The 17,599-nt window shown below is 75.5% G+C and carries 13 protein-coding genes; 7 read left to right on the top strand and 6 right to left on the bottom strand.

Annotated features, from left to right (window positions below; all coding sequences use genetic code 11):
* The first annotated feature begins 481 nt into the window (after positions 1-481).
* Together RND61_RS23220 and RND61_RS23215 are read left to right on the top strand one after the other, a co-directional pair.
* Complete coding sequence (locus RND61_RS23220; RefSeq protein WP_315879991.1) at positions 482-1,162, top strand: SanA/YdcF family protein; 681 nt, start codon at positions 482-484, stop codon at positions 1,160-1,162.
* A gap of 106 nt (positions 1,163-1,268) precedes the next feature.
* Entirely contained in the window at positions 1,269-3,347 is a 2,079-nt protein-coding gene (locus RND61_RS23215) for a molybdopterin oxidoreductase family protein (protein WP_315879990.1), read from the top strand.
* On the opposite strand, the gene RND61_RS23210 is transcribed toward RND61_RS23215, so the two are convergent.
* From RND61_RS23210 to RND61_RS23200, 3 genes are all read right to left on the bottom strand, one after another.
* On the bottom strand, positions 3,307-3,744 hold the full coding sequence (locus tag RND61_RS23210) for a gamma-glutamylcyclotransferase family protein (RefSeq protein WP_315879989.1): 438 nt from the start codon (positions 3,742-3,744) through the stop codon (positions 3,307-3,309). The two genes, RND61_RS23215 and RND61_RS23210, sit on opposite strands and share 41 nt — an antisense overlap.
* On the bottom strand, positions 3,741-4,061 hold the full coding sequence (locus RND61_RS23205) for a divalent-cation tolerance protein CutA (RefSeq protein WP_315879988.1): 321 nt from the start codon (positions 4,059-4,061) through the stop codon (positions 3,741-3,743). Before RND61_RS23205 ends, RND61_RS23210 begins: the two co-directional genes overlap by 4 nt.
* Before the next feature lie 79 nt (positions 4,062-4,140).
* On the bottom strand, positions 4,141-4,884 hold the full coding sequence (locus RND61_RS23200; protein WP_315879987.1) for an aquaporin: 744 nt from the start codon (positions 4,882-4,884) through the stop codon (positions 4,141-4,143).
* A 239-nt stretch (positions 4,885-5,123) separates the two neighbouring features.
* Between RND61_RS23200 and RND61_RS23195 the strand changes: the two genes are divergently transcribed.
* The 5 genes from RND61_RS23195 to RND61_RS23175 all read left to right on the top strand — a co-directional run bounded on the left by RND61_RS23195 (position 5,124) and on the right by RND61_RS23175 (position 12,041).
* The gene (locus RND61_RS23195) at positions 5,124-5,876 is read left to right on the top strand and encodes a sirohydrochlorin chelatase (RefSeq protein ID WP_315879986.1); all 753 of its coding nucleotides are present in this window, start codon (positions 5,124-5,126) and stop codon (positions 5,874-5,876) included.
* Between the two features lie 45 nt (positions 5,877-5,921).
* The gene (locus tag RND61_RS23190) at positions 5,922-7,265 is read left to right on the top strand and encodes a deoxyguanosinetriphosphate triphosphohydrolase (RefSeq protein ID WP_315879985.1); all 1,344 of its coding nucleotides are present in this window, start codon (positions 5,922-5,924) and stop codon (positions 7,263-7,265) included.
* 117 nt (positions 7,266-7,382) lie between these two features.
* The gene (locus RND61_RS23185) at positions 7,383-8,678 is read left to right on the top strand and encodes an NAD(P)/FAD-dependent oxidoreductase (protein ID WP_315879984.1); all 1,296 of its coding nucleotides are present in this window, start codon (positions 7,383-7,385) and stop codon (positions 8,676-8,678) included.
* A gap of 9 nt (positions 8,679-8,687) precedes the next feature.
* The gene (gene dnaG, locus RND61_RS23180; RefSeq protein ID WP_315879983.1) at positions 8,688-10,607 is read left to right on the top strand and encodes a DNA primase; all 1,920 of its coding nucleotides are present in this window, start codon (positions 8,688-8,690) and stop codon (positions 10,605-10,607) included.
* Between the two features lie 162 nt (positions 10,608-10,769).
* The gene (locus tag RND61_RS23175; RefSeq protein WP_315879982.1) at positions 10,770-12,041 is read left to right on the top strand and encodes an RNA polymerase sigma factor; all 1,272 of its coding nucleotides are present in this window, start codon (positions 10,770-10,772) and stop codon (positions 12,039-12,041) included.
* 333 nt (positions 12,042-12,374) lie between these two features.
* Here RND61_RS23175 and RND61_RS23170 read toward each other — a convergent pair whose 3' ends face one another.
* Genes RND61_RS23170 through RND61_RS23160 form a run of 3 tightly spaced genes read right to left on the bottom strand, consistent with a single transcriptional unit; the run spans position 12,375 to position 17,536 of the window.
* A complete protein-coding gene (locus RND61_RS23170; protein ID WP_315879981.1) occupies positions 12,375-14,306 on the bottom strand; it encodes an ABC transporter ATP-binding protein in 1,932 nt (643 codons plus the stop codon).
* Positions 14,306-16,039, bottom strand: coding sequence for an ABC transporter ATP-binding protein (locus RND61_RS23165; protein ID WP_315879980.1), 1,734 nt, complete (start codon positions 16,037-16,039; stop codon positions 14,306-14,308). Before RND61_RS23165 ends, RND61_RS23170 begins: the two co-directional genes overlap by 1 nt.
* Before the next feature lie 57 nt (positions 16,040-16,096).
* A complete protein-coding gene (locus RND61_RS23160) occupies positions 16,097-17,536 on the bottom strand; it encodes a xylulokinase (protein WP_315879979.1) in 1,440 nt (479 codons plus the stop codon).
* Between the last annotated feature and the right edge of the window lie 63 nt (positions 17,537-17,599).

The following is a 17,599-nucleotide window of genomic DNA, read 5'->3' as shown; positions in this document are numbered from 1 at the left end:
CCGCCCCGGCGGCCCCCCCCCCGCGTGCGGGCGGCGCCCCGGCCGCCGACACGCTCCCCGGACCTCGGCCACGGCCGCCGTCACGCTCCCCGGGTCACCGCGGTGGGCGCCGCCGTGTCCGCCCCGGCCCGCGCCGCCACGGCGGGCCGGGGCCTCCCCGCGCGCGGGCCGCACCTCCTGCGCCGTCGCCCACCGCGCTCCACCACGCCCCTCCGCGCTCCGCGACGTCGACGCGGCCCCCGGCCGGTGGAGGCCGGCCGCACCGCCGGACGGGGCGCGCACGACGGGCCCCCGGCGGCCGGTGGCGCCCGCGCCCGGCCCGGTTCGGACGGGTCGGCCGTACGTCCTCCGCCCGCGCGCCGGGGGACGCACGTCACACCCGCCGCGTGGCCGTCCGGTGAACCGGGGGCCGGGCACGCGCGTCGGACAGGGCGGGGGAGGCACGCGGAGCGCGGGCCGAGGGCGACGGGAGGGGTTCGTGATGCGGGGCTGGACACGCCGGCTGGTGCCGGGCACGCGGCGGGGACAGCGGCGGCTGGTGCAGGGCGCGGCGCTGGCCTGCGTCCTGGCGCTCGCGCCGGCGACCTGGCTGCACACGAGCACCGCCGGCAGCCTCCGCACGGTCGCCGACGTGCCGGCCCGCGACGTGGCCGTCGTGTTCGGCGCCGGCCTGTGGAAGGGCCGCCCCACCCCGTACCTGGCGCACCGGCTCGACACGGCCGCCGAGCTGTACCGCACGGGCAAGGTGAAGGTCGTCCTCGTCACCGGTGACAACAGCCGCGCCGACTACGACGAGCCGGACGCCATGCGCGCGTATCTCGTCGAGCGGGGCGTGCCCGGCACGCGAATCGTCAGCGATCACGCCGGCTTCGACACGTGGGACTCCTGCGTCCGCGCCAAGCGGATCTTCGGCGTCGACCGGGCCGTCCTCGTCACCCAGGGCTTCCACGTCCGGCGCGCGGTCGCCCTCTGCCGCGCGGCCGGTGTCGCGTCGTACGGTGTCGGCGTCGCCGAGCCGCACGACGCGGTCTGGTACTACGGCGGGGTCCGCGAGCTCGCCGCCGCCGGGAAGGCCGCGGCGGACGTGGTCCTGCGGCCCGACCCGGTCTTCCTCGGACGGCAGGAGACCGGCGTCACCGAGGCCCTCGCGTCGGCCGGCTGAGCCCCGCGCGGCTCACCGCCCCGGGCCGGGCCGCCGGAGCGCGACGTACCCCGTGCGTAATACACCGGGACCACGGCCGTAACACACGCGCCGCACGCTCGGGGGCATGCTCGCCGCCACCACCTCCACGCACTGCCCGTACTGCGCCCTGCAGTGCGGAATGAACCTCCGGCCCACCGAGGACGGCGGGGTCGACGTCGTGGAGCGCACGGACTTCCCCGTCAACCGGGGTGCCCTGTGCGGTAAGGGACGTACCGCACCCGCCGTGCTCTCCTCCCGGGTCAGGCTGACCGGGCCGCTGATCCGTCGCCACGCCACGGGCGGACTGGAACCGGCCACCTGGGAGGAGGCACTGCGTGCCGTCGCCGACGGACTGCGGCGCACCCGCGCCTCGCACGGGCCCGACGGGGTCGGGGTGTTCGGCGGCGGCGGGCTCACCAACGAGAAGGCGTACACGCTCGGCAAGTTCGCCCGGCTCGTCCTCGGCACCTCGCAGATCGACTACAACGGCCGCTTCTGCATGTCGTCCGCCGCGGCGGCCCACACCAAGGCGTTCGGCGTCGACCGGGGCCTGCCGTTCCCGCTGGAGGACGTCCCGCGCACCGGCTGCGTCATCCTGGTCGGCTCCAACCTGGCCGAGACGATGCCGCCGGCGCTGCGCTACCTGACGGAGCTGCGGGAGAACGGCGGCAAGCTCGTCGTCGTCGACCCGCGCCGCACCCGCACCGCCGAACAGGCCGACCTGCACATCGCGCCCCGCCCCGGCACCGACCTCGCCCTCGCCCTCGGCCTGCTCCACCTGGTCGTCTCCGAGGGGCGCGTCGACGAGGGGTTCGTCGCGAGCCGCACGACCGGGTGGGCCGACGCCCGCGCCGCCGCCATGTCCCACTGGCCGGCGCTCGTCGAGCGCATCACCGGCGTCCCGGTGCCGCAGTTGCGCGAGGCCGTCGCGATGTTCTGCGACGCGGAGAGCGGCATGGTGCTCACCGCGCGCGGCCCCGAGCAGCAGTCCAAGGGCACCGACACCGTCGGCGCCTGGATCAACCTGTGCCTGGCCACCGGCCGCGCCGGCCGCCCCCTGTCCGGGTACGGCTGCCTCACCGGCCAGGGCAACGGCCAGGGCGGGCGCGAACACGGCCAGAAGGCCGACCAGTTGCCCGGCTACCGCAAGCTGGACGACCCCGAGGCCCGCGCCCACGTCGCCGGCGTGTGGGGCGTCGACCCGGACACCCTGCCCGGCCCCGGGCGCAGCGCGTACGAACTGCTCGACGCGCTCGGCCGGGACGTCAGGGCGCTGCTGCTGATGGGTTCCAACCCGGTCGTCTCCGCGCCGCGCGCCGCGCACGTCGAGGAGCGACTGAAGTCCCTGGACTTCCTCGCCGTCGCCGACGTGGTGCTCTCCGAGACGGCCGCCCTCGCGGACGTCGTCCTGCCCGTCACGCAGTGGGCGGAGGAGACCGGGACCACCACCAACCTGGAGGGCCGGGTCCTGCTCCGCCGGCGGGCGATCACCCCGCCCGAGGGGGTCCGCAGCGACCTGGAGGTGCTGCACGGCCTCGCCGGGCTGCTCGGCTGGGAGAAGGGCTTCCCGACCGACCCCGAGGAGGTCTTCGACGAGCTGCGCCGCGCCTCCGCGGGCGGCGCCGCCGACTACGCGGGGATCAGCTACCGGCGCATCGTCGAGGAGGACGGCGTCTTCTGGCCGTGCCCCGACCCCGGCCACCCCGGCACGCCCCGGCTGTTCCTCGACCGGTTCGCCACCCCGGACGGCCGTGCCCGGTTCGTCCCGGTCACGCACCGGGCCTCCGCCGAGGAGACCGACGAGGAGTACCCGGTCGTCCTGACGACGGGCCGCGTCGTCTCCCAGTACCAGTCGGGTGCCCAGACCCGGCGGGTCGCGGAGCTGAACGCCGCCGCCCCCGGGCCGTTCGTGGAGCTGCACCCGCGGCTCGCGGAGCGGGTCGGCGTCGCGGAGGGCGACCCGGTCGCGGTCGTGTCGCGGCGCGGGCGGGCGGTCGCCCCGGCCCGCATCACGACGGCGATCCGGCCCGACACGGTGTTCATGCCGTTCCACTGGCCGGGAGAGGGCCGCGCCAACACGCTCACCAACCCGGCGCTCGACCCGACGTCGAAGATGCCCGAGTTCAAGGTGTGCGCGGTGCGTCTCGAACCGGCCGGCGGCTGAGCCAGTCGCCGCCCGGTATCCGCGGCCCCGGCACGGCGCGCGGCGCCGCCACGTACACCCACGCCGGCACCAGGGCCCCGTCCCGCACGCGGACCACGTCGCAGCGGTGCCGCTCGTACAGGTTCAGCGGGTGGTCGGGGCCGTGGTACTCCTCCAGGTGGTCCAGTGCGGACAGCAGCCCGCCGTACGCGCCCGGCGCGGCGCGCAGGATCTCTCCGACGACGTGGCCGGTGCCGCCGCGCACCGCGTACGGGTAGCCGGGCCCGTCGTGGAGGGCGGCGCCCAAAAGCCGTGCCGGCCCCTCGGCGGCCGTACGGCCCCGCAGGAGCCTCGTGTGGTGGGGTTCGCCGGGCCGCAGCGTCCCGTACACGAAGAACGGCAGCTCGCCGGGGGTCATCCGGCCGCCTCCCGCTCCGTCCGCGCCGGGTGGTCGGCGCCGCCCCGCACCACGGGCGCGGCGACGGCCCCCGGCGTGGCGTGGACGTGGCGGCGGACGTGCTCCGCCGGCGCGCCGTACCGCGGGGCGACCGCCTCGAACGGCATCCGCCGCTCCCGCGCGGTCCCCGCGGTCCCCTCCCGGCGGTGGGCCGGGGCCACCGGCCCGGAGACCCGCGCGCACGCGGCGGGGCGCGTCGCCACCGCGCTCCGCGCCGGCGCCGCGGCCCTCGCCTCGGTGCCGGTGGTGGGGGTCGGTACGGTCAGGGCCTGGGTCACGTGCGCGCACCTCCGGGTGGGGACACCGCCGTCGCCACCAGGATGGCACCCGCGCGCTCGCGCCCCGGCCGGGGCGCCGTCAGGCGGCGCGGTCCCGGCGCGCCGGGCGCGCCACCGGGTCCCGGGGCGGGCGGGCGACCGCCGGCGGCCCGTACAGCGGCGCGGCGAGGGCGGCGCCGGCCAACGCCCCGAGCAGTTGCGCGGCGACGAAGCCGGGCAGCGAGGCGGGGGCGATCCCGGTGGACGAGTCGGTGAACGAACGCCCCAGCGTGGCCGCCGGGTTGGCGAACGACCCGGACGAGGTGAACCAGATCGCGGCGCCGATGTACGCGGCGACCGCGAGCGGCGCGAGCCGGGCCCGGTCCAGCCGCTCCAGGCCCACGACCAGCAGGACCAGCCCGGCCGTCGCGACGGCCTCGCCGAGCAGCAGGTGCCCGTCCGCCCGCGCCTGCGTCGACCAGGACCAGCCGGCCCCGCCGGGCGTCCGCCCGAACATCGCCTCCGCCAGCAGCGCCCCGGCCGCCGCGCCCACCGGCTGCGCGGCCAGGTACAGGGCCGCTTCGCGCGCGGGGACCCGCTCCCCGGCCCGGCGGCGGGACCACCAGGCGCACAGGGTGACGACGGGGTTGAGGTGGCCCCCGGAGACGGGGCCGAGCAGGGCGATCAGCACCCCCAGCGCCAGGGCGGACGCGAGCGAGTTGGCCAGCAGCCGGACCCCCGCGTCGTCGCTGAGCGCGGCGGCCTGGAGGCCGGAGCCCACGACGGCCGCGACGAGCGCCGCCGTCCCGACCAGCTCGGCGAAGACCCGCCGGCCCAACGGCACCGCCCCTCCCAAGGTCCCCCTCCGCACGGCCCACCCCTCCCGCTCGATCCGATAACGGAAAATATATTCCACGTTTCGGAATTATGGGTCCGGTGGTCGCGCCGCCCCGCTGACACCCGTTCCGCCCGCCGGGTGAGCCGACGCCAAAGCACCCGTCACCGCCGTGCAACACCGCGGCAATCTCCGCGCGCCAGGATCGGCACACGATCCCCGCCCCCGACGGAACGCGCAGGCCGCCCATGAGCACACCCACCCTGGTCGCCGTCGCCCACGGCAGCCGCGACCCCCGCGCCCTGCCCACCGTGACCGCGCTGCTCGACCGGGTCCGCGCGCTCCGCCCCGGCCTGCCCGTCCGGCTCGGCCACGTCGAGCTCAACGAGCCCCTGCTCACCGACGCCCTCGACGGCCTCCCCGCCGGCGGCGACGCCGTCCTCGTCCCGCTCCTCTTCGGCCGCGGTCACCACGTCAAGCACGACCTGCCGCGGGCCGCCGAGGCCGCCGCCCCCCGCGTGCGCGCCCGCGTCGCCGCCCCCCTCGGGCCCCACCCGCTCCTCGCCGAGGCCCTCCACGACCGGCTCACCGAGGCCGGCTGGCGCCCCGGCCCCCGCACGAGCCGCACCGCCGGCGTCGTCCTCGCCGCCGCGGGCTCCCGCGACCCCGAGTCCACCGCCGGCACCCGCCGCCTCGCCGCGCTGCTCGGCCGGCGCCTCGGCGGCGTCCCGGTCGTCCCCGCCTACGCCTCCGCCGCGTCCCCCACCGTCCCGGAGGCCGTCCGGGAGCTCACCGCCCGCGGACGCACCCGGATCGCCGTCGCCTCCTGCTTCACCGCGCCCGGCCTCTTCGCCACCCGCAGCGCCGCCGCCGCGCCCTGGATCGCCGCCGCTCCCCTCGGCCCGCATCCCGCGCTGGCCCGGCTCGTCCTGCACCGCTACGACGAGGCCCTCGCCCGTCGCGCGGCGACCCCCGAACCCCGCGCGTACGCCTCCGTCTGACACGTCACGCGCTTCACCGCCGCCCCGGGCGGTTACCTTCACTGCATGAACGGCACGGCAGGCACGACCCCCCAGGACGGCGCGTACGACACGGCGGCCACCGAGCGCTGGGCCGCCGAACCCGACAAGCGCCCCGGCCGCACCGCCTTCCAGCGCGACCGGGCACGCGTCCTGCACTCCTCCGCCCTGCGCCGCCTCGCCGGCAAGACCCAGGTCGTCACCCCCGGCACCGTCCCCCGCGCCCCCGGCTCCGCCCGGGCGGGAGGCGCTCCCGCCTGGGACGCCAGCCCCCGCACCCGCCTCACCCACTCCCTCGAATGCGCCCAGGTCGGCCGCGAACTGGGCGCCGCGCTCGGCTGCGACCCCGACCTCGTCGAAGCCGCCTGCCTCTCCCACGACATGGGCCACCCGCCGTTCGGGCACAACGGCGAACAGGCCCTCAACGAGTTCGCCGAGGACTGCGGGGGCTTCGAGGGCAACGCCCAGTCGCTGCGCCTGCTCACCCGCATCGAACCCAAGCGGTTCGTCCCCGACCCGGCCACCGGCGACCTCGTCAGCGTCGGCCTCAACCTCACCCGCGCCGCCCTCGACGCCGCCACCAAGTACCCGTGGCCGCGCGGCGCCCACCCCACCGACCCGCGCTCCCCGAAGTTCGGCGTGTACGAGGACGACCTGCCCGTCTTCACCTGGGTCCGGCAGGGCGCCCCCGACGGGCGCACCTGCTTCGAGGCCCAGGTCATGGACTGGTCCGACGACGTCGCCTACTCCGTGCACGACTTCGAGGACGGCCTCCACGCCGGGCACGTCGACCCCGGCCTCCTCCTCGCCGAACCCGAGCGCGCCGACATCTGGCGCGTCGCCGTCGGCCGCTACGTCCCGGCCGACACCGACCCGCAGGAACTCGCCGACGCCCTCGACCGGCTCGTCGACCAGGAGTGGTGGCCGCACGGCTACGACGGCACCGCCGTCGCCCAGGCACGCCTCAAGGACGCCACCAGCCAGCTCATCGGGCGCTTCTGCCTCGCCGCCGAGGCCGCCACCCGCCAGGCGTACGGCACCGGCCGCCTCACCCGGTACGGGGCCCGGCTCGTCGTCCCCCGCGAGACCCGCAACGAGTGCGCCGTGCTCAAGGCCGTCGCCCACCGGTACGTGATGCAGCGCGCCGAGCAGGAGGCCCTCCGCGCCGACCAGCGCGTCGTCATCGCCGAACTGGCCGACGCGCTCGTGCGGCGCGCCCCCGACGGCCTCGACCCGCAGTTCCGCGCCCTGTTCGACGCCGCGCCCGACGACCGGGCCCGCAAGCGGGTCGTCGTCGACCAGATCGCCTCCTTCACCGACGCCACCGCCCGCGCCCTCCACGCGGGCCTCACCGCCCCCCGCGCCCGGTAGGTCCTCTTTCGCGCCCCCGCGCGGTGCGGGACCCTCCGTAGGGCGCCACGGCCGGACGGCGGCACGCGGCGTAGCGTGGACACGGACGTACCGTGCATTCCGGGTAGGAGGCGACAAGTGGTCGACGCAGATGAGACCTTCGTCATCGTGGGCGGGGGACTGGCCGGTGCCAAGGCGGCGGAGACCCTCCGCGCCGAGGGGTTCTCCGGCCGGGTGATCCTCGTCGGTGACGAACGCGACCACCCCTACGAACGGCCACCGCTCTCCAAGGGCTACCTCTCCGGCAAGGCGGAGCGCGACAGCGTCTTCGTCCACGACCCCTCCTGGTACGCCCGGTCCGACGTCGAACTCCACCTCGGCCAGCCCGTCACCGCCATCGACCGCGACCACCGGACGGTCCGCCTCGGCGACGGCACCGCGATCCACTACGACAAGCTGCTCCTGGCCACCGGCGCCGAGCCGCGCCGCCTGGACGTCCCCGGCACGGACCTCGCCGGCGTCCACCACCTGCGCCGCCTCTCCCACGCCGACCGCCTCCAGGGCGTCCTCGCCGCCCTCGGCCGCGACAACGGCCACCTGGTCGTCGCCGGCGCCGGCTGGATCGGCCTGGAGGTCGCCGCCGCCGCCCGCGGCTACGGCGCCGAGGTCACCGTCGTCGAACCGGCGGCCACCCCGCTCCACCGGGCCGTCGGCCCCGAACTGGGCCAGGTCTTCACCGAGCTGCACGCCGAGCGCGGCGTCCGCTTCCGGTTCGGCACCCGCCTCTCCGAGATCGTCGGCCAGGACGGCATGGTCCTCGCCGCCCGCACCGAGGACGGCGAGGAGCACCCGGCGCACGCCGTGCTCGCCGCGGTCGGCGCCGTGCCCCGCACCGCGCTCGCCGAGGCCGCCGGGCTGGCCCTCGTCGACCGCGCCCACGGCGGCGGCATCGCCGTCGACGCGTCGCTGCGCACCTCCGACCCGCACATCCACGCCGCCGGCGACGTGGCCGCCGCGCACCACCCGCTCCTCGGTGTCCGGCTGCGCGTCGAGCACTGGGCCAACGCCCTCAACGGCGGCCCGGCCGCCGCCCGCGCCATGCTCGGCCACGACGTGTCGTACGACCGGGTGCCCTACTTCTTCTCCGACCAGTACGACCTCGGCATGGAGTACTCCGGCTGGGCGCCGCCCGGCTCGTACGACCAGGTGGTGCTGCGCGGCGACGCCGGCAGGCGGCGGTTCGTCGCGTTCTGGCTGAAGGACCGCCGGGTCCTGGCCGGGATGAACGTGAACGTGTGGGACGTCACAGAATCGGTCCAGGAGCTGGTCCGCGCGGGCGCGGCGGGCGTCGCCGTCGACCCGGAGGCCCTGGCGGACCCGTCGGTCCCGCTGCCGTCCCTGCTGTCGGGACGACAGGCGGGACGGCGCCCGTAGAATTCCTCCGTGGCAGGCAGGATCAACGATGACGACGTGAAGGCGGTGCGGGACGCCGTCCCCATCGACGCCGTCGTGTCCGAGTACCTCCAGCTCCGCAACGCCGGCGGCGGCAACCTCAAGGGGCTGTGCCCCTTCCACGACGAGAAGTCCCCGTCCTTCCAGGTCAGCCCCAGCAAGGGTCTCTTCCACTGCTTCGGCTGCCAGGAGGGCGGGGACACGATCGCCTTCGTCATGAAGATCGACCACCTCTCCTTCTCGGAGACGGTCGAGCGGCTCGCCGCCCGCGCCGGCATCACCCTCCGCTACGAGGAGGGCGGCTACAACCCCACCCACCAGCGCGGCGAGCGCATCCGCCTGATCGAGGCGCACAAGGCCGCCGCCCAGTACTACGCCGAGCAACTGGACGGCGCGGAGGCGGAGATCGGGCGCAGGTTCCTCGCCGAGCGCGGCTTCGACCAGGCCGCGGCCCACCACTTCGGCGTCGGCTACAGCCCCGCCGGCTGGGACCACCTCACGCGCCACCTGCGCGGCAAGGGCTTCTCCGACAAGGAGCTGATCCTCTCCGGCCTGTCCCAGGACGGCCGCCGCGGCCCCATCGACCGCTTCCGCGGCCGGCTGATGTGGCCCATCCGCGACGTGGGCGGCGACGTGGTCGGCTTCGGCGCGCGCCGGCTCCGCGACGACGACAACGGGCCCAAGTACCTCAACACGCCCGAGACGCCGATCTACCGCAAGTCGCAGGTCCTCTACGGCATCGACCTCGCCAAGAAGGACATCGCCAAGTCCAGCCGCGCCGTCGTCGTCGAGGGCTACACCGACGTCATGGCCTGCCACCTCGCCGGGATCACCACCGCCATCGCGACCTGCGGCACCGCCTTCGGCGGCGATCACATCAAGATCCTCCGCCGGCTGCTGATGGACAACGGCTCCGCCCGGGTGATCTTCACCTTCGACGGGGACGCGGCCGGCCAGAAGGCCGCGCTGCGGGCCTTCGAGGACGACCAGAAGTTCGCCGCCGAGACGTACATCGCGATCGCCCCGGACGGCATGGACCCCTGCGAGCTGCGGCTCGTGAAGGGCGACGAGGCGGTGCGGGAGCTGGTCGAGCCGCGCACCCCGCTGTTCGAGTTCGCGCTGCGGCAGATCGTGAACCGGTACGACCTGGAGACCCCGGCGGGCCGCGCCGCCGCCCTCGACGAGGCCGCGCCGATCGTCGCCCGCATCAAGAACGTCGCCTCGCAGCACGAGGTCGCCGTGGAGCTGGCCGGGATGCTCGGCATCCTCGACACGCAGTTCGTCGTGAAGCGCGTCGCCCAGCTCGCCCGCTGGGCCCGGGAGCGCGGCGGCGCCCCCGACGGCCGCCCCCGCCCCGGGGCCGGCCCCCGCCCGCCGGCGGGACCCGCCGGGCAGCGCCCGGCGCAGCCGTCCTTCACCGGCCCGGCGCTCAACCTCCGCAGCCCCGCCCACCGCACGGAGCGGGAGCTGTTGAAGCTGGCCCTCCAGTACCCGGCCCTCGTGTCCCCGGCGTTCGACGCGTACGGCGCCGACGAGTTCACCGCCCCGCCGTACGCCGCGGTGCGCCGCACCATCGCCGAGGCGGGCGGCGCCGCGCAGGGCGTCGCCGACGCCCCCGACTACCTGGCCCGCGTCCGCGAAGCCGCCCCCGACGACACGGTCCGCGCGCTCGTCACGGAGCTGGCCGTGGAGGCCGTCCTGGCCCGCACGGTCGACGAGGCGTACGCGGGGGAGCAACTGGTCCAGGTCCGCCTCCGCGCCGTCGACCGCCGCGTCCACGAGGTCCAGGGCACCCTCACCCGCCTGGGCACGCACGGCGACCCCGAGCGCCTCGCGGCCGTCCAGAACGAGCTGTGGGTCCTCCAGCAGTACGCCCAGTCGCTCCGCAACCACGGCGCCTCCGCCCTCTGAGGCGCCCTCCGCGTCGCCCCTCCTCCCGTACCGGCGAGTAGTCGCGCCGTCACGCACCGGTCGCAAAAAGTGGGCGCACGACCCTCGTGGCAGTGATGTGTCGTACCCCACACTGGGGGCGGTGACGGACCGAACCGGCAGCGATCACCTGGAGGTCTCCCCGTGCGGATTCGGACCCTGGACGACGCCGTCCCCGCGCAGGACGCCCCCGAGCAGCACATCCCCGGACAGGACGCCTCCGGACGGGACGCCTCCGGGCGGGATCTCCCCGGGCAGGACGCCTCCGGGCGGCACTTCCCCGGGCGGGACTTATCCGGGCATGACTCCTCCGGGCACGACGCCTTCGGGTATGACTCCTCCGGGCGGGGCGTCCCCGCGCAGGGCCCGCCACCGGGCCACCCCGAGGCCCTCCCCGAACCCCTCCTCCACGAACCCCTCCCCGAGGCCCTCCCGGAGGGCCCTCCCGACCTGCCGGAGCCGCTCCCCGAGCCGCCCGGGCGCGCCGCCGCCGACCGGACCGCGGCACCGTCGTCGGACCTGTTCCGGCAGTACCTGCGGGAGATCGGCCGCATCCCGCTCCTCACCGCCGCGGAGGAGGTCGAGCTGGCCCGGCGCGTCGAGGCGGGCCTGTTCGCGGAGGAGAAGCTCGCCCGCACCCCGGACCTGGACTCCCGGCTCGCCGTCGACCTCGATGCCCTCGTCGTGCGGGGCCGGATGGCCAAGCGCCGGCTCATCGAGGCGAACCTGCGCCTCGTCGTCTCCGTCGCCAAGCGGTACGTCGGCCGCGGCCTGACCATGCTGGACCTCGTCCAGGAGGGCAACCTCGGCCTGATCCGGGCCGTCGAGAAGTTCGACTACGCGCGCGGCTACAAGTTCTCCACGTACGCGACCTGGTGGATCCGTCAGGCGATGTCCCGGGCCGTCGCCGACCAGGCCCGGACCATCCGCGTCCCCGTCCACGTCGTGGAGCTGATCAACCGCGTCCTGCGGGCCCAGCGCAGGATGCTCCAGGAGCGGGGGCGGGAGCCCACCGCCGAGGAGGTCGCCGCCCACCTCGACCTGCCGCCCGAGCGGATCGGGGAGGTGCTGCGGCTCGCCCAGGAGCCGGTCTCCCTGCACACGCCGGTCGGCGAGGAGGACGACGTGGCGCTGGGCGACCTCATCGAGGACGGCGACGCCGCCTCCCCGGCGGAGACCGCCGCTTTCCTGCTGCTGCGGGAGCACCTGGAGGCGGTCCTGTCCACGCTGGGCGAGCGCGAGCGGGAGGTCGTCCAGCTCCGCTACGGGCTGGTCGACGGGCGGCCCCGCACCCTGGAGGAGATCGGACGCCTCTTCGGCGTGACGCGCGAGCGCATCCGCCAGATCGAGTCCAAGACCCTCGGCAAGCTGCGGGACCACGCCTTCGCGGACCAGTTGCGCGGCTACCTGGACTGAGCCGCCTGGACTGAGCCGCTCCCCCCGGCGCCCCGCCCGGCGCCCTCCCCCGTCCCGCGCCGACCCGCGCCGCCGCGCGAGCGGCCGGGTCCGGCGCCGAGGACCGGGCCGGCCGGCACCCCGAGGGCGAGGCCCGTCGCCGGGTCCCCGGCGACCCCCGTGGGCCGGGCCGGCCGCGACGCCGATCGGCGGCCCCGCGGCGACCCCGGGGCCGCCGCCCGCCTCCTCCGCGTCCCGCGTCCCGTGCCCCGCGGCGCGCCCGCCGGCACCGGTCCGTCCGCCGTGCCGTTCCCCCTTCCGCGTGTGCCCGCCGCGCGGTGGTCCGCCGCGCGGTCAGTCGACCTCGGCCACCGCCTCCGCGAACTGCGCCGCGTACAGGCGCGCGTACGCGCCCCGTGCCGCCAGCAGCTCGTCGTGCGTGCCCTGCTCGACGATGGAGCCGTTCTCCATCACCAAGATCACGTCCGCGTCGCGGATGGTCGACAGCCGGTGCGCGATGACGAAGGTCGTCCGCCCGTGGGCGAGGCGCGCCATCGCCTTCTGGATCAGCACCTCCGTACGGGTGTCCACCGAACTCGTCGCCTCGTCGAGCACCAGGATCACCGGGTCCGACAGGAACGCGCGGGCGATCGTGATGAGCTGCTTCTCGCCCGCGCTGACCCCGCCGCCCTCCTCGTCGACGACCGTGTCGTACCCGTCCGGCAGCGTGCGGACGAACCGGTCGGCGTGCGCGGCCCGCGCCGCCGCCTCGACCTCCTCGCGCGTCACCTCGCGGCCGGCGGCGGCGCCGTACGCGATGTTCTCCGCGATCGTCCCGCCGAACAGCCAGGTGTCCTGGAGGACCATGCCGATCGACGAGCGCAGCTCCTCCCGCGACATCCGGGCCACGTCCACGCCGTCGAGGACGATCCGGCCGTCCGTCACCTCGTAGAACCGCATCAGCAGATTGACCAGCGTCGTCTTGCCGGCGCCCGTCGGGCCGACGATCGCGACCGTCTGGCCCGGCTCCACCGTCAGCGACAGGTCCTCGATGAGCGGCTTCTCCGGCTCGTAGCGGAACGACACCTTCTCCAGCGTCACCGCCCCGCGCACCTCGGCGGGCCGCTCCAGCGCCGGCGACTCCGCCTGCTCCTCCGCGTCCAGCAGCTCGAAGATCCGCTCGGCGGACGCCACGCCGGACTGCATCAGGTTCGCCATCGACGCGACCTGCGTCAGCGGCATCGAGAACTGCCGCGAGTACTGGATGAACGCCTGCACGTCACCGATGGACAGCGACCCGGACGCCACGCGCAGCCCGCCGACGACCGCCACCAGCACGTAGTTCAGGTTCGACACGAAGAACATCAGCGGCTGCATGATCCCGCTGTTGAACTGCGCCCGGAACCCGGCCTCGTACAGCTCGTCGTTCTGCTCGCGGAACTCCCGCGCCGCCTCCTCCTGCCGGCCGAACACCTTCACCAGCGCGTGGCCCGAGTACATCTCCTCGACGTGCGCGTTCAGCCCGCCCGTGGCCTTCCACTGCCGGACGAACTGCGGCTGCGACCGCTTGCCGACCCGCGCCGCCACGACCACCGACACCGGCACGGTCACCAGCGCGACCAGCGCCAGCAGCGGGGAGATCCAGAACATCATGGCGAGGACGCCCAGGATCGTCAGCACCGAGTTGATCAGCTGGCCCATCGTCTGCTGCATGGTCTGGCCGATGTTGTCGATGTCGTTCGTCGCCCGGCTCAGCACCTCGCCGCGCTGCGCCCGGTCGAAGTACGACAGCGGCAGCCGCTCCAGCTTGGCCTGCACGTCCTCGCGCAGCCGGTACACCGTCCGGTTGATGATCCTGATCGACATGCGGGTCGACACGAGCATCAGCAGCCCGGCGACCGCGTACACGGCCAGCGCCAGCAGCAGCACGTTCCCGACCGCGCCGAAGTCGATGCCCCGGCCCGGGGTGAAGGCCACCCCGGAGAGCATGTCCGCGACCCCGTCCTCGCCGCTCCTCCGCAGCGCCGCGACGGCCTCCTCCTTCGTGCCGCCCGCCGGCATGCCGCGGCCGACGACCCCCGCGAAGACCAGGTCCGTCGCCCAGCCGAGGATCTTCGGCCCGACCACGCTCAGCGCCACGCTGAGCACACCGGTCGCGACCATCACCCACAGCGCGGCCCTCTCCCGGGTGAGCTGCCGCAGCAGCCGCCGGAACGACCCCTTGAAGTCCGCGGACCGGTCGCCCGGACCGCCGCCGGGCCGCATCATCCCGCCAGGACCCGCCATCAGGCCGCCTCCGCCTCGGTCAGCTGGGAGAGCACGATCTCCCGGTACGTCTCGTTGTCCGCCATCAGCTCGTGGTGCCGCCCCACGCCCACGACCCGGCCCCCGTCGAGGACCACGATCCGGTCGGCCTCCCTGATCGTCGACACCCGCTGCGCGACGATCACCACGGTCGCGTCGGCGGTCTCGCGCGCCAGCGCCGCCCGCAGCCGCGCGTCGGTGCTGTAGTCCAGCGCCGAGAACGAGTCGTCGAAGAGGTAGATCTCCGGACGCTGCACCAGCGTCCGTGCGATCGCCAGCCGCTGCCGCTGCCCGCCGGAGACGTTCGTCCCGCCCTGCGAGACCGGCGCGTCGAGCCCGCCCTCCAGCCCCCGTACGAAGTCGGCCGCCTGCGCCGTCTCCAGGGCCCGCCACAGCTCCTCGTCGGTCGCGTCGGGTCGCCCGTAGCGGAGGTTCGTCGCGACCGTCCCCGAGAACAGGTACGGCCGCTGCGGGACGAGCCCCACCGTACGGGCGATCAGCGCCGGGTCCAGCTCGCGCACGTCGACGCCGTTGACCAGCACCCGGCCGCCCGTCACGTCGAACAGCCGCGGCACGAGCCCCAGCAGCGTGGACTTGCCGCTGCCCGTCGACCCGATGACCGCCGTGACCTCGCCCGGCCCGGCCTCCAGGTCGATCCCGTGCAGCACCGGCTCCTCGGCGCCCGGGTAGCGGAAGTCCGCGCCGCGGATCTCCAGCCGGCCCCCGCGGGGCAGCTCCCGCACCGGCGACGCGGGCGGCAGCACACTGGTCTCCGTGCGCAGCACCTCCTCGATGCGCTCGGCGCACACCTCGGCCCGCGGCACCATCATGAACATGAAGGTGGCCATCATCACGGCCATCACGATCTGCATCAGGTACGCCAGGAACGCCGTCAGCGCGCCGATCTGCATCGCGCCGTCGTCGATCCGGTGCGCGCCGAACCAGACCACGGCGACGCTGGAGAAGTTCACCACCGTCATCACGGTCGGGAACATCAGCGCCATCAGCCGCCCCGCCGCCATCGACACGTCGGTCAGCTCGGTGTTCGCGCCCTTGAAGCGCTCCCGCTCGTACGCGTCCCGCACGAACGCCCGGATGACGCGGTTGCCGGTGATCTGCTCGCGCAGCACCCGGTTCACCGTGTCGAGCCGCTCCTGCATCGTGCGGAACAACGGCCGCATCCGCATCACGATCAGTGACACGGCGATCCCCAGCACCGGCACCACGGCCAGCAGCACCGCCGACAGCGGCACGTCCAGCCCGAGCGCCAGCACGACCCCGCCCACGCACATGATCGGCGCCGACACCATCAGCGTGAACGCCATCAGCACCAGCATCTGCACCTGCTGGACGTCGTTGGTGGTCCGGGTGATCAGCGACGGCGCCCCGAAGTGCCCCAGCTCCCGCGCCGAGAACGACTGGACCCGGTCGAAGACGGCCGCCCGCACGTCCCGGCCCAGCGCCGAGGCCGTCCGCGCCCCGTAGTAGACAGCGCCGATGTTGCCCGCCACCTGCACCACGGACACGGCGATCATCAGCGCGCCGTGCCGCAGGATGTAACCGGTGTCACCGGTCACGACACCCCGGTCGATGATGTCGGCGTTGAGCGTCGGCAGGTAGAGGGAGGCACCCGTCTGCAGGAGTTGGAGCGCCACCAGGAAGGCTATGGGCCGTTTGTACGGCACCAGATGGATGCGGAGTAGTTGTCTGAGCACGGATGCAACTATCGCTCCCGGGCCCCGATCGTTACGACCGGGTTTCCGCGCCGTCCGCTACGGGCCGAACGCCCCCGGGTGCAACTGGTCCCGCGTCGCCCCGTACTGCTGGCGCACCGCCTGCCCCACCGCGAGTTCCTCACCCGGCTCGAACACCTGCGCCGCCGCACCCCGCCACGCCGGCGGCGCCTGCGGGGTCAGCGTCCCGTGCGCCACCCCCAGCGCCCACGCCGCCTGCCGTGCGGCCCCCAGCGCCGCGTAGTCCGCCGGCTGCGGTACGACGACCTGCGCGCCGAAGATCGCGGGCGCCACCGCCTGCACCGCCGGCAGCTCCGCCGCGGGCCCCAGCAGGAACACCCGGCGCACCGCCGCGCCGCGCCGCCGCAGCACGTCCACCGCGTCGGCCAGCGCGCACAGCATGCCCTCGAACGCCGCCCGGGCCAGGTGCTCCGGCTTCATCGACTCGCGCCGCAGCCCGCTCAGCGTGCCCGCCGTGTGCGGCAGCGGGGGCGTCCGCTCGCCCTCCAGGTAGGGGAGCAGCACCAGCCCGGACGCGCCGGGCGTCGACTTCAGGGCCAGCGCCGACAGCTCCTCCAGGCTCTCCGCGCCCAGCATCTCCGCCGTGCCGCGCAGCGCCCGGACCGCGTTCGACGTGTACACCACCGGCAGGTGCGTCCCCGCCGCGTCGGCGAACGCCGTGATCATGCCCTGCGGATCGGTCAGCGCCTCGTGGTGCACCGCCATCACGGACCCCGACGCCCCCAGCGACACGACGGCGTCACCGATGCCGAGACCCAGTCCCAGCGCGGCGGCCATCGTCTCCCCGGTGCCCGCCGAGATCAGCAGCCCCTCCGGGGTCACACCGGCGGCCTCCGCCGGGCCCAGGACCTCCGGCAGCGCCGCCCGGTGGCCCAGCGCCAGCTCGACGAGGTCCGGCCGGTACGCGCCCGCCGCCGCCGACCAGTAGCCCGTCCCCGACGCGCCGCCGCGGTCCGTGGTGCGCCGTGCCGGCCGGCCCAGCAACTGCCACACCAGCCAGTCCTGCGGCTGGAGCACGGCCGCCACCCGGCGCGCCGCCTCCGGCTCGGTCCGCGCCAGCCAGCGCAGCTTGGCGACGGGCTGCGCCGACTGCGGCACGCAGCCCACGGCCTCCGCCCACGCCTGCCGGCCGCCCAGCGCCTCGACCAGGTCCGCGGCGGCGACCTGCGCCCGCTTGTCGTTGCCGACCAGCGCGGGGCGCACGGTGGCGCCCTGCTGGTCGAGCGGGACGAGGCCGTGCTGCTGGGCGCACACGCCGATGGCCTGCACGCCCTCCAGCAGTCCGCCCGTGGCGGCCTCGCCCAGCGAGAGGAGCCACGCCTGCGGATCGACGTCCGTGGCCTTCGGCTCGACGGGGTGGGCGGCGTACCCCTGGCGCAGGACGGCGCCCGTGTCCGTGTCGCAGACGACGATGCGCGTGAAACCCGACGAACTGTCCAACCCGGCGACTATCCCCATGAAGGAGATTCTGCCGTACTCCACCCGGTGTCCGGCCGGCCGGAAGCGGCGGCGCCCGGCGGG

This window comes from Streptomyces tamarix (assembly GCF_032423885.1).
Classification (GTDB): domain Bacteria; phylum Actinomycetota; class Actinomycetes; order Streptomycetales; family Streptomycetaceae; genus Streptomyces; species Streptomyces tamarix.
The sequence above is the reverse complement of the archived record's forward strand: the minus strand, read 5'-3'. Positions and strand labels throughout refer to the sequence as shown.

What these genes read in the sequence shown, in the direction of transcription:
- RND61_RS23220 (WP_315879991.1), top strand. Translation starts at nt 482, where the DNA reads ATGCGGGGCTGGACACGCCGGCTGGTGCCGGGCACGCGGCGGGGACAG.
- RND61_RS23215 (WP_315879990.1), top strand. Translation starts at nt 1,269, where the DNA reads ATGCTCGCCGCCACCACCTCCACGCACTGCCCGTACTGCGCCCTGCAG.
- RND61_RS23210 (WP_315879989.1), bottom strand. Translation starts at nt 3,744, where the DNA reads ATGACCCCCGGCGAGCTGCCGTTCTTCGTGTACGGGACGCTGCGGCCC.
- RND61_RS23195 (WP_315879986.1), top strand. Translation starts at nt 5,124, where the DNA reads ATGAGCACACCCACCCTGGTCGCCGTCGCCCACGGCAGCCGCGACCCC.
- RND61_RS23190 (WP_315879985.1), top strand. Translation starts at nt 5,922, where the DNA reads ATGAACGGCACGGCAGGCACGACCCCCCAGGACGGCGCGTACGACACG.
- RND61_RS23170 (WP_315879981.1), bottom strand. Translation starts at nt 14,306, where the DNA reads ATGGCGGGTCCTGGCGGGATGATGCGGCCCGGCGGCGGTCCGGGCGAC.
- RND61_RS23160 (WP_315879979.1), bottom strand. Translation starts at nt 17,536, where the DNA reads ATGGGGATAGTCGCCGGGTTGGACAGTTCGTCGGGTTTCACGCGCATC.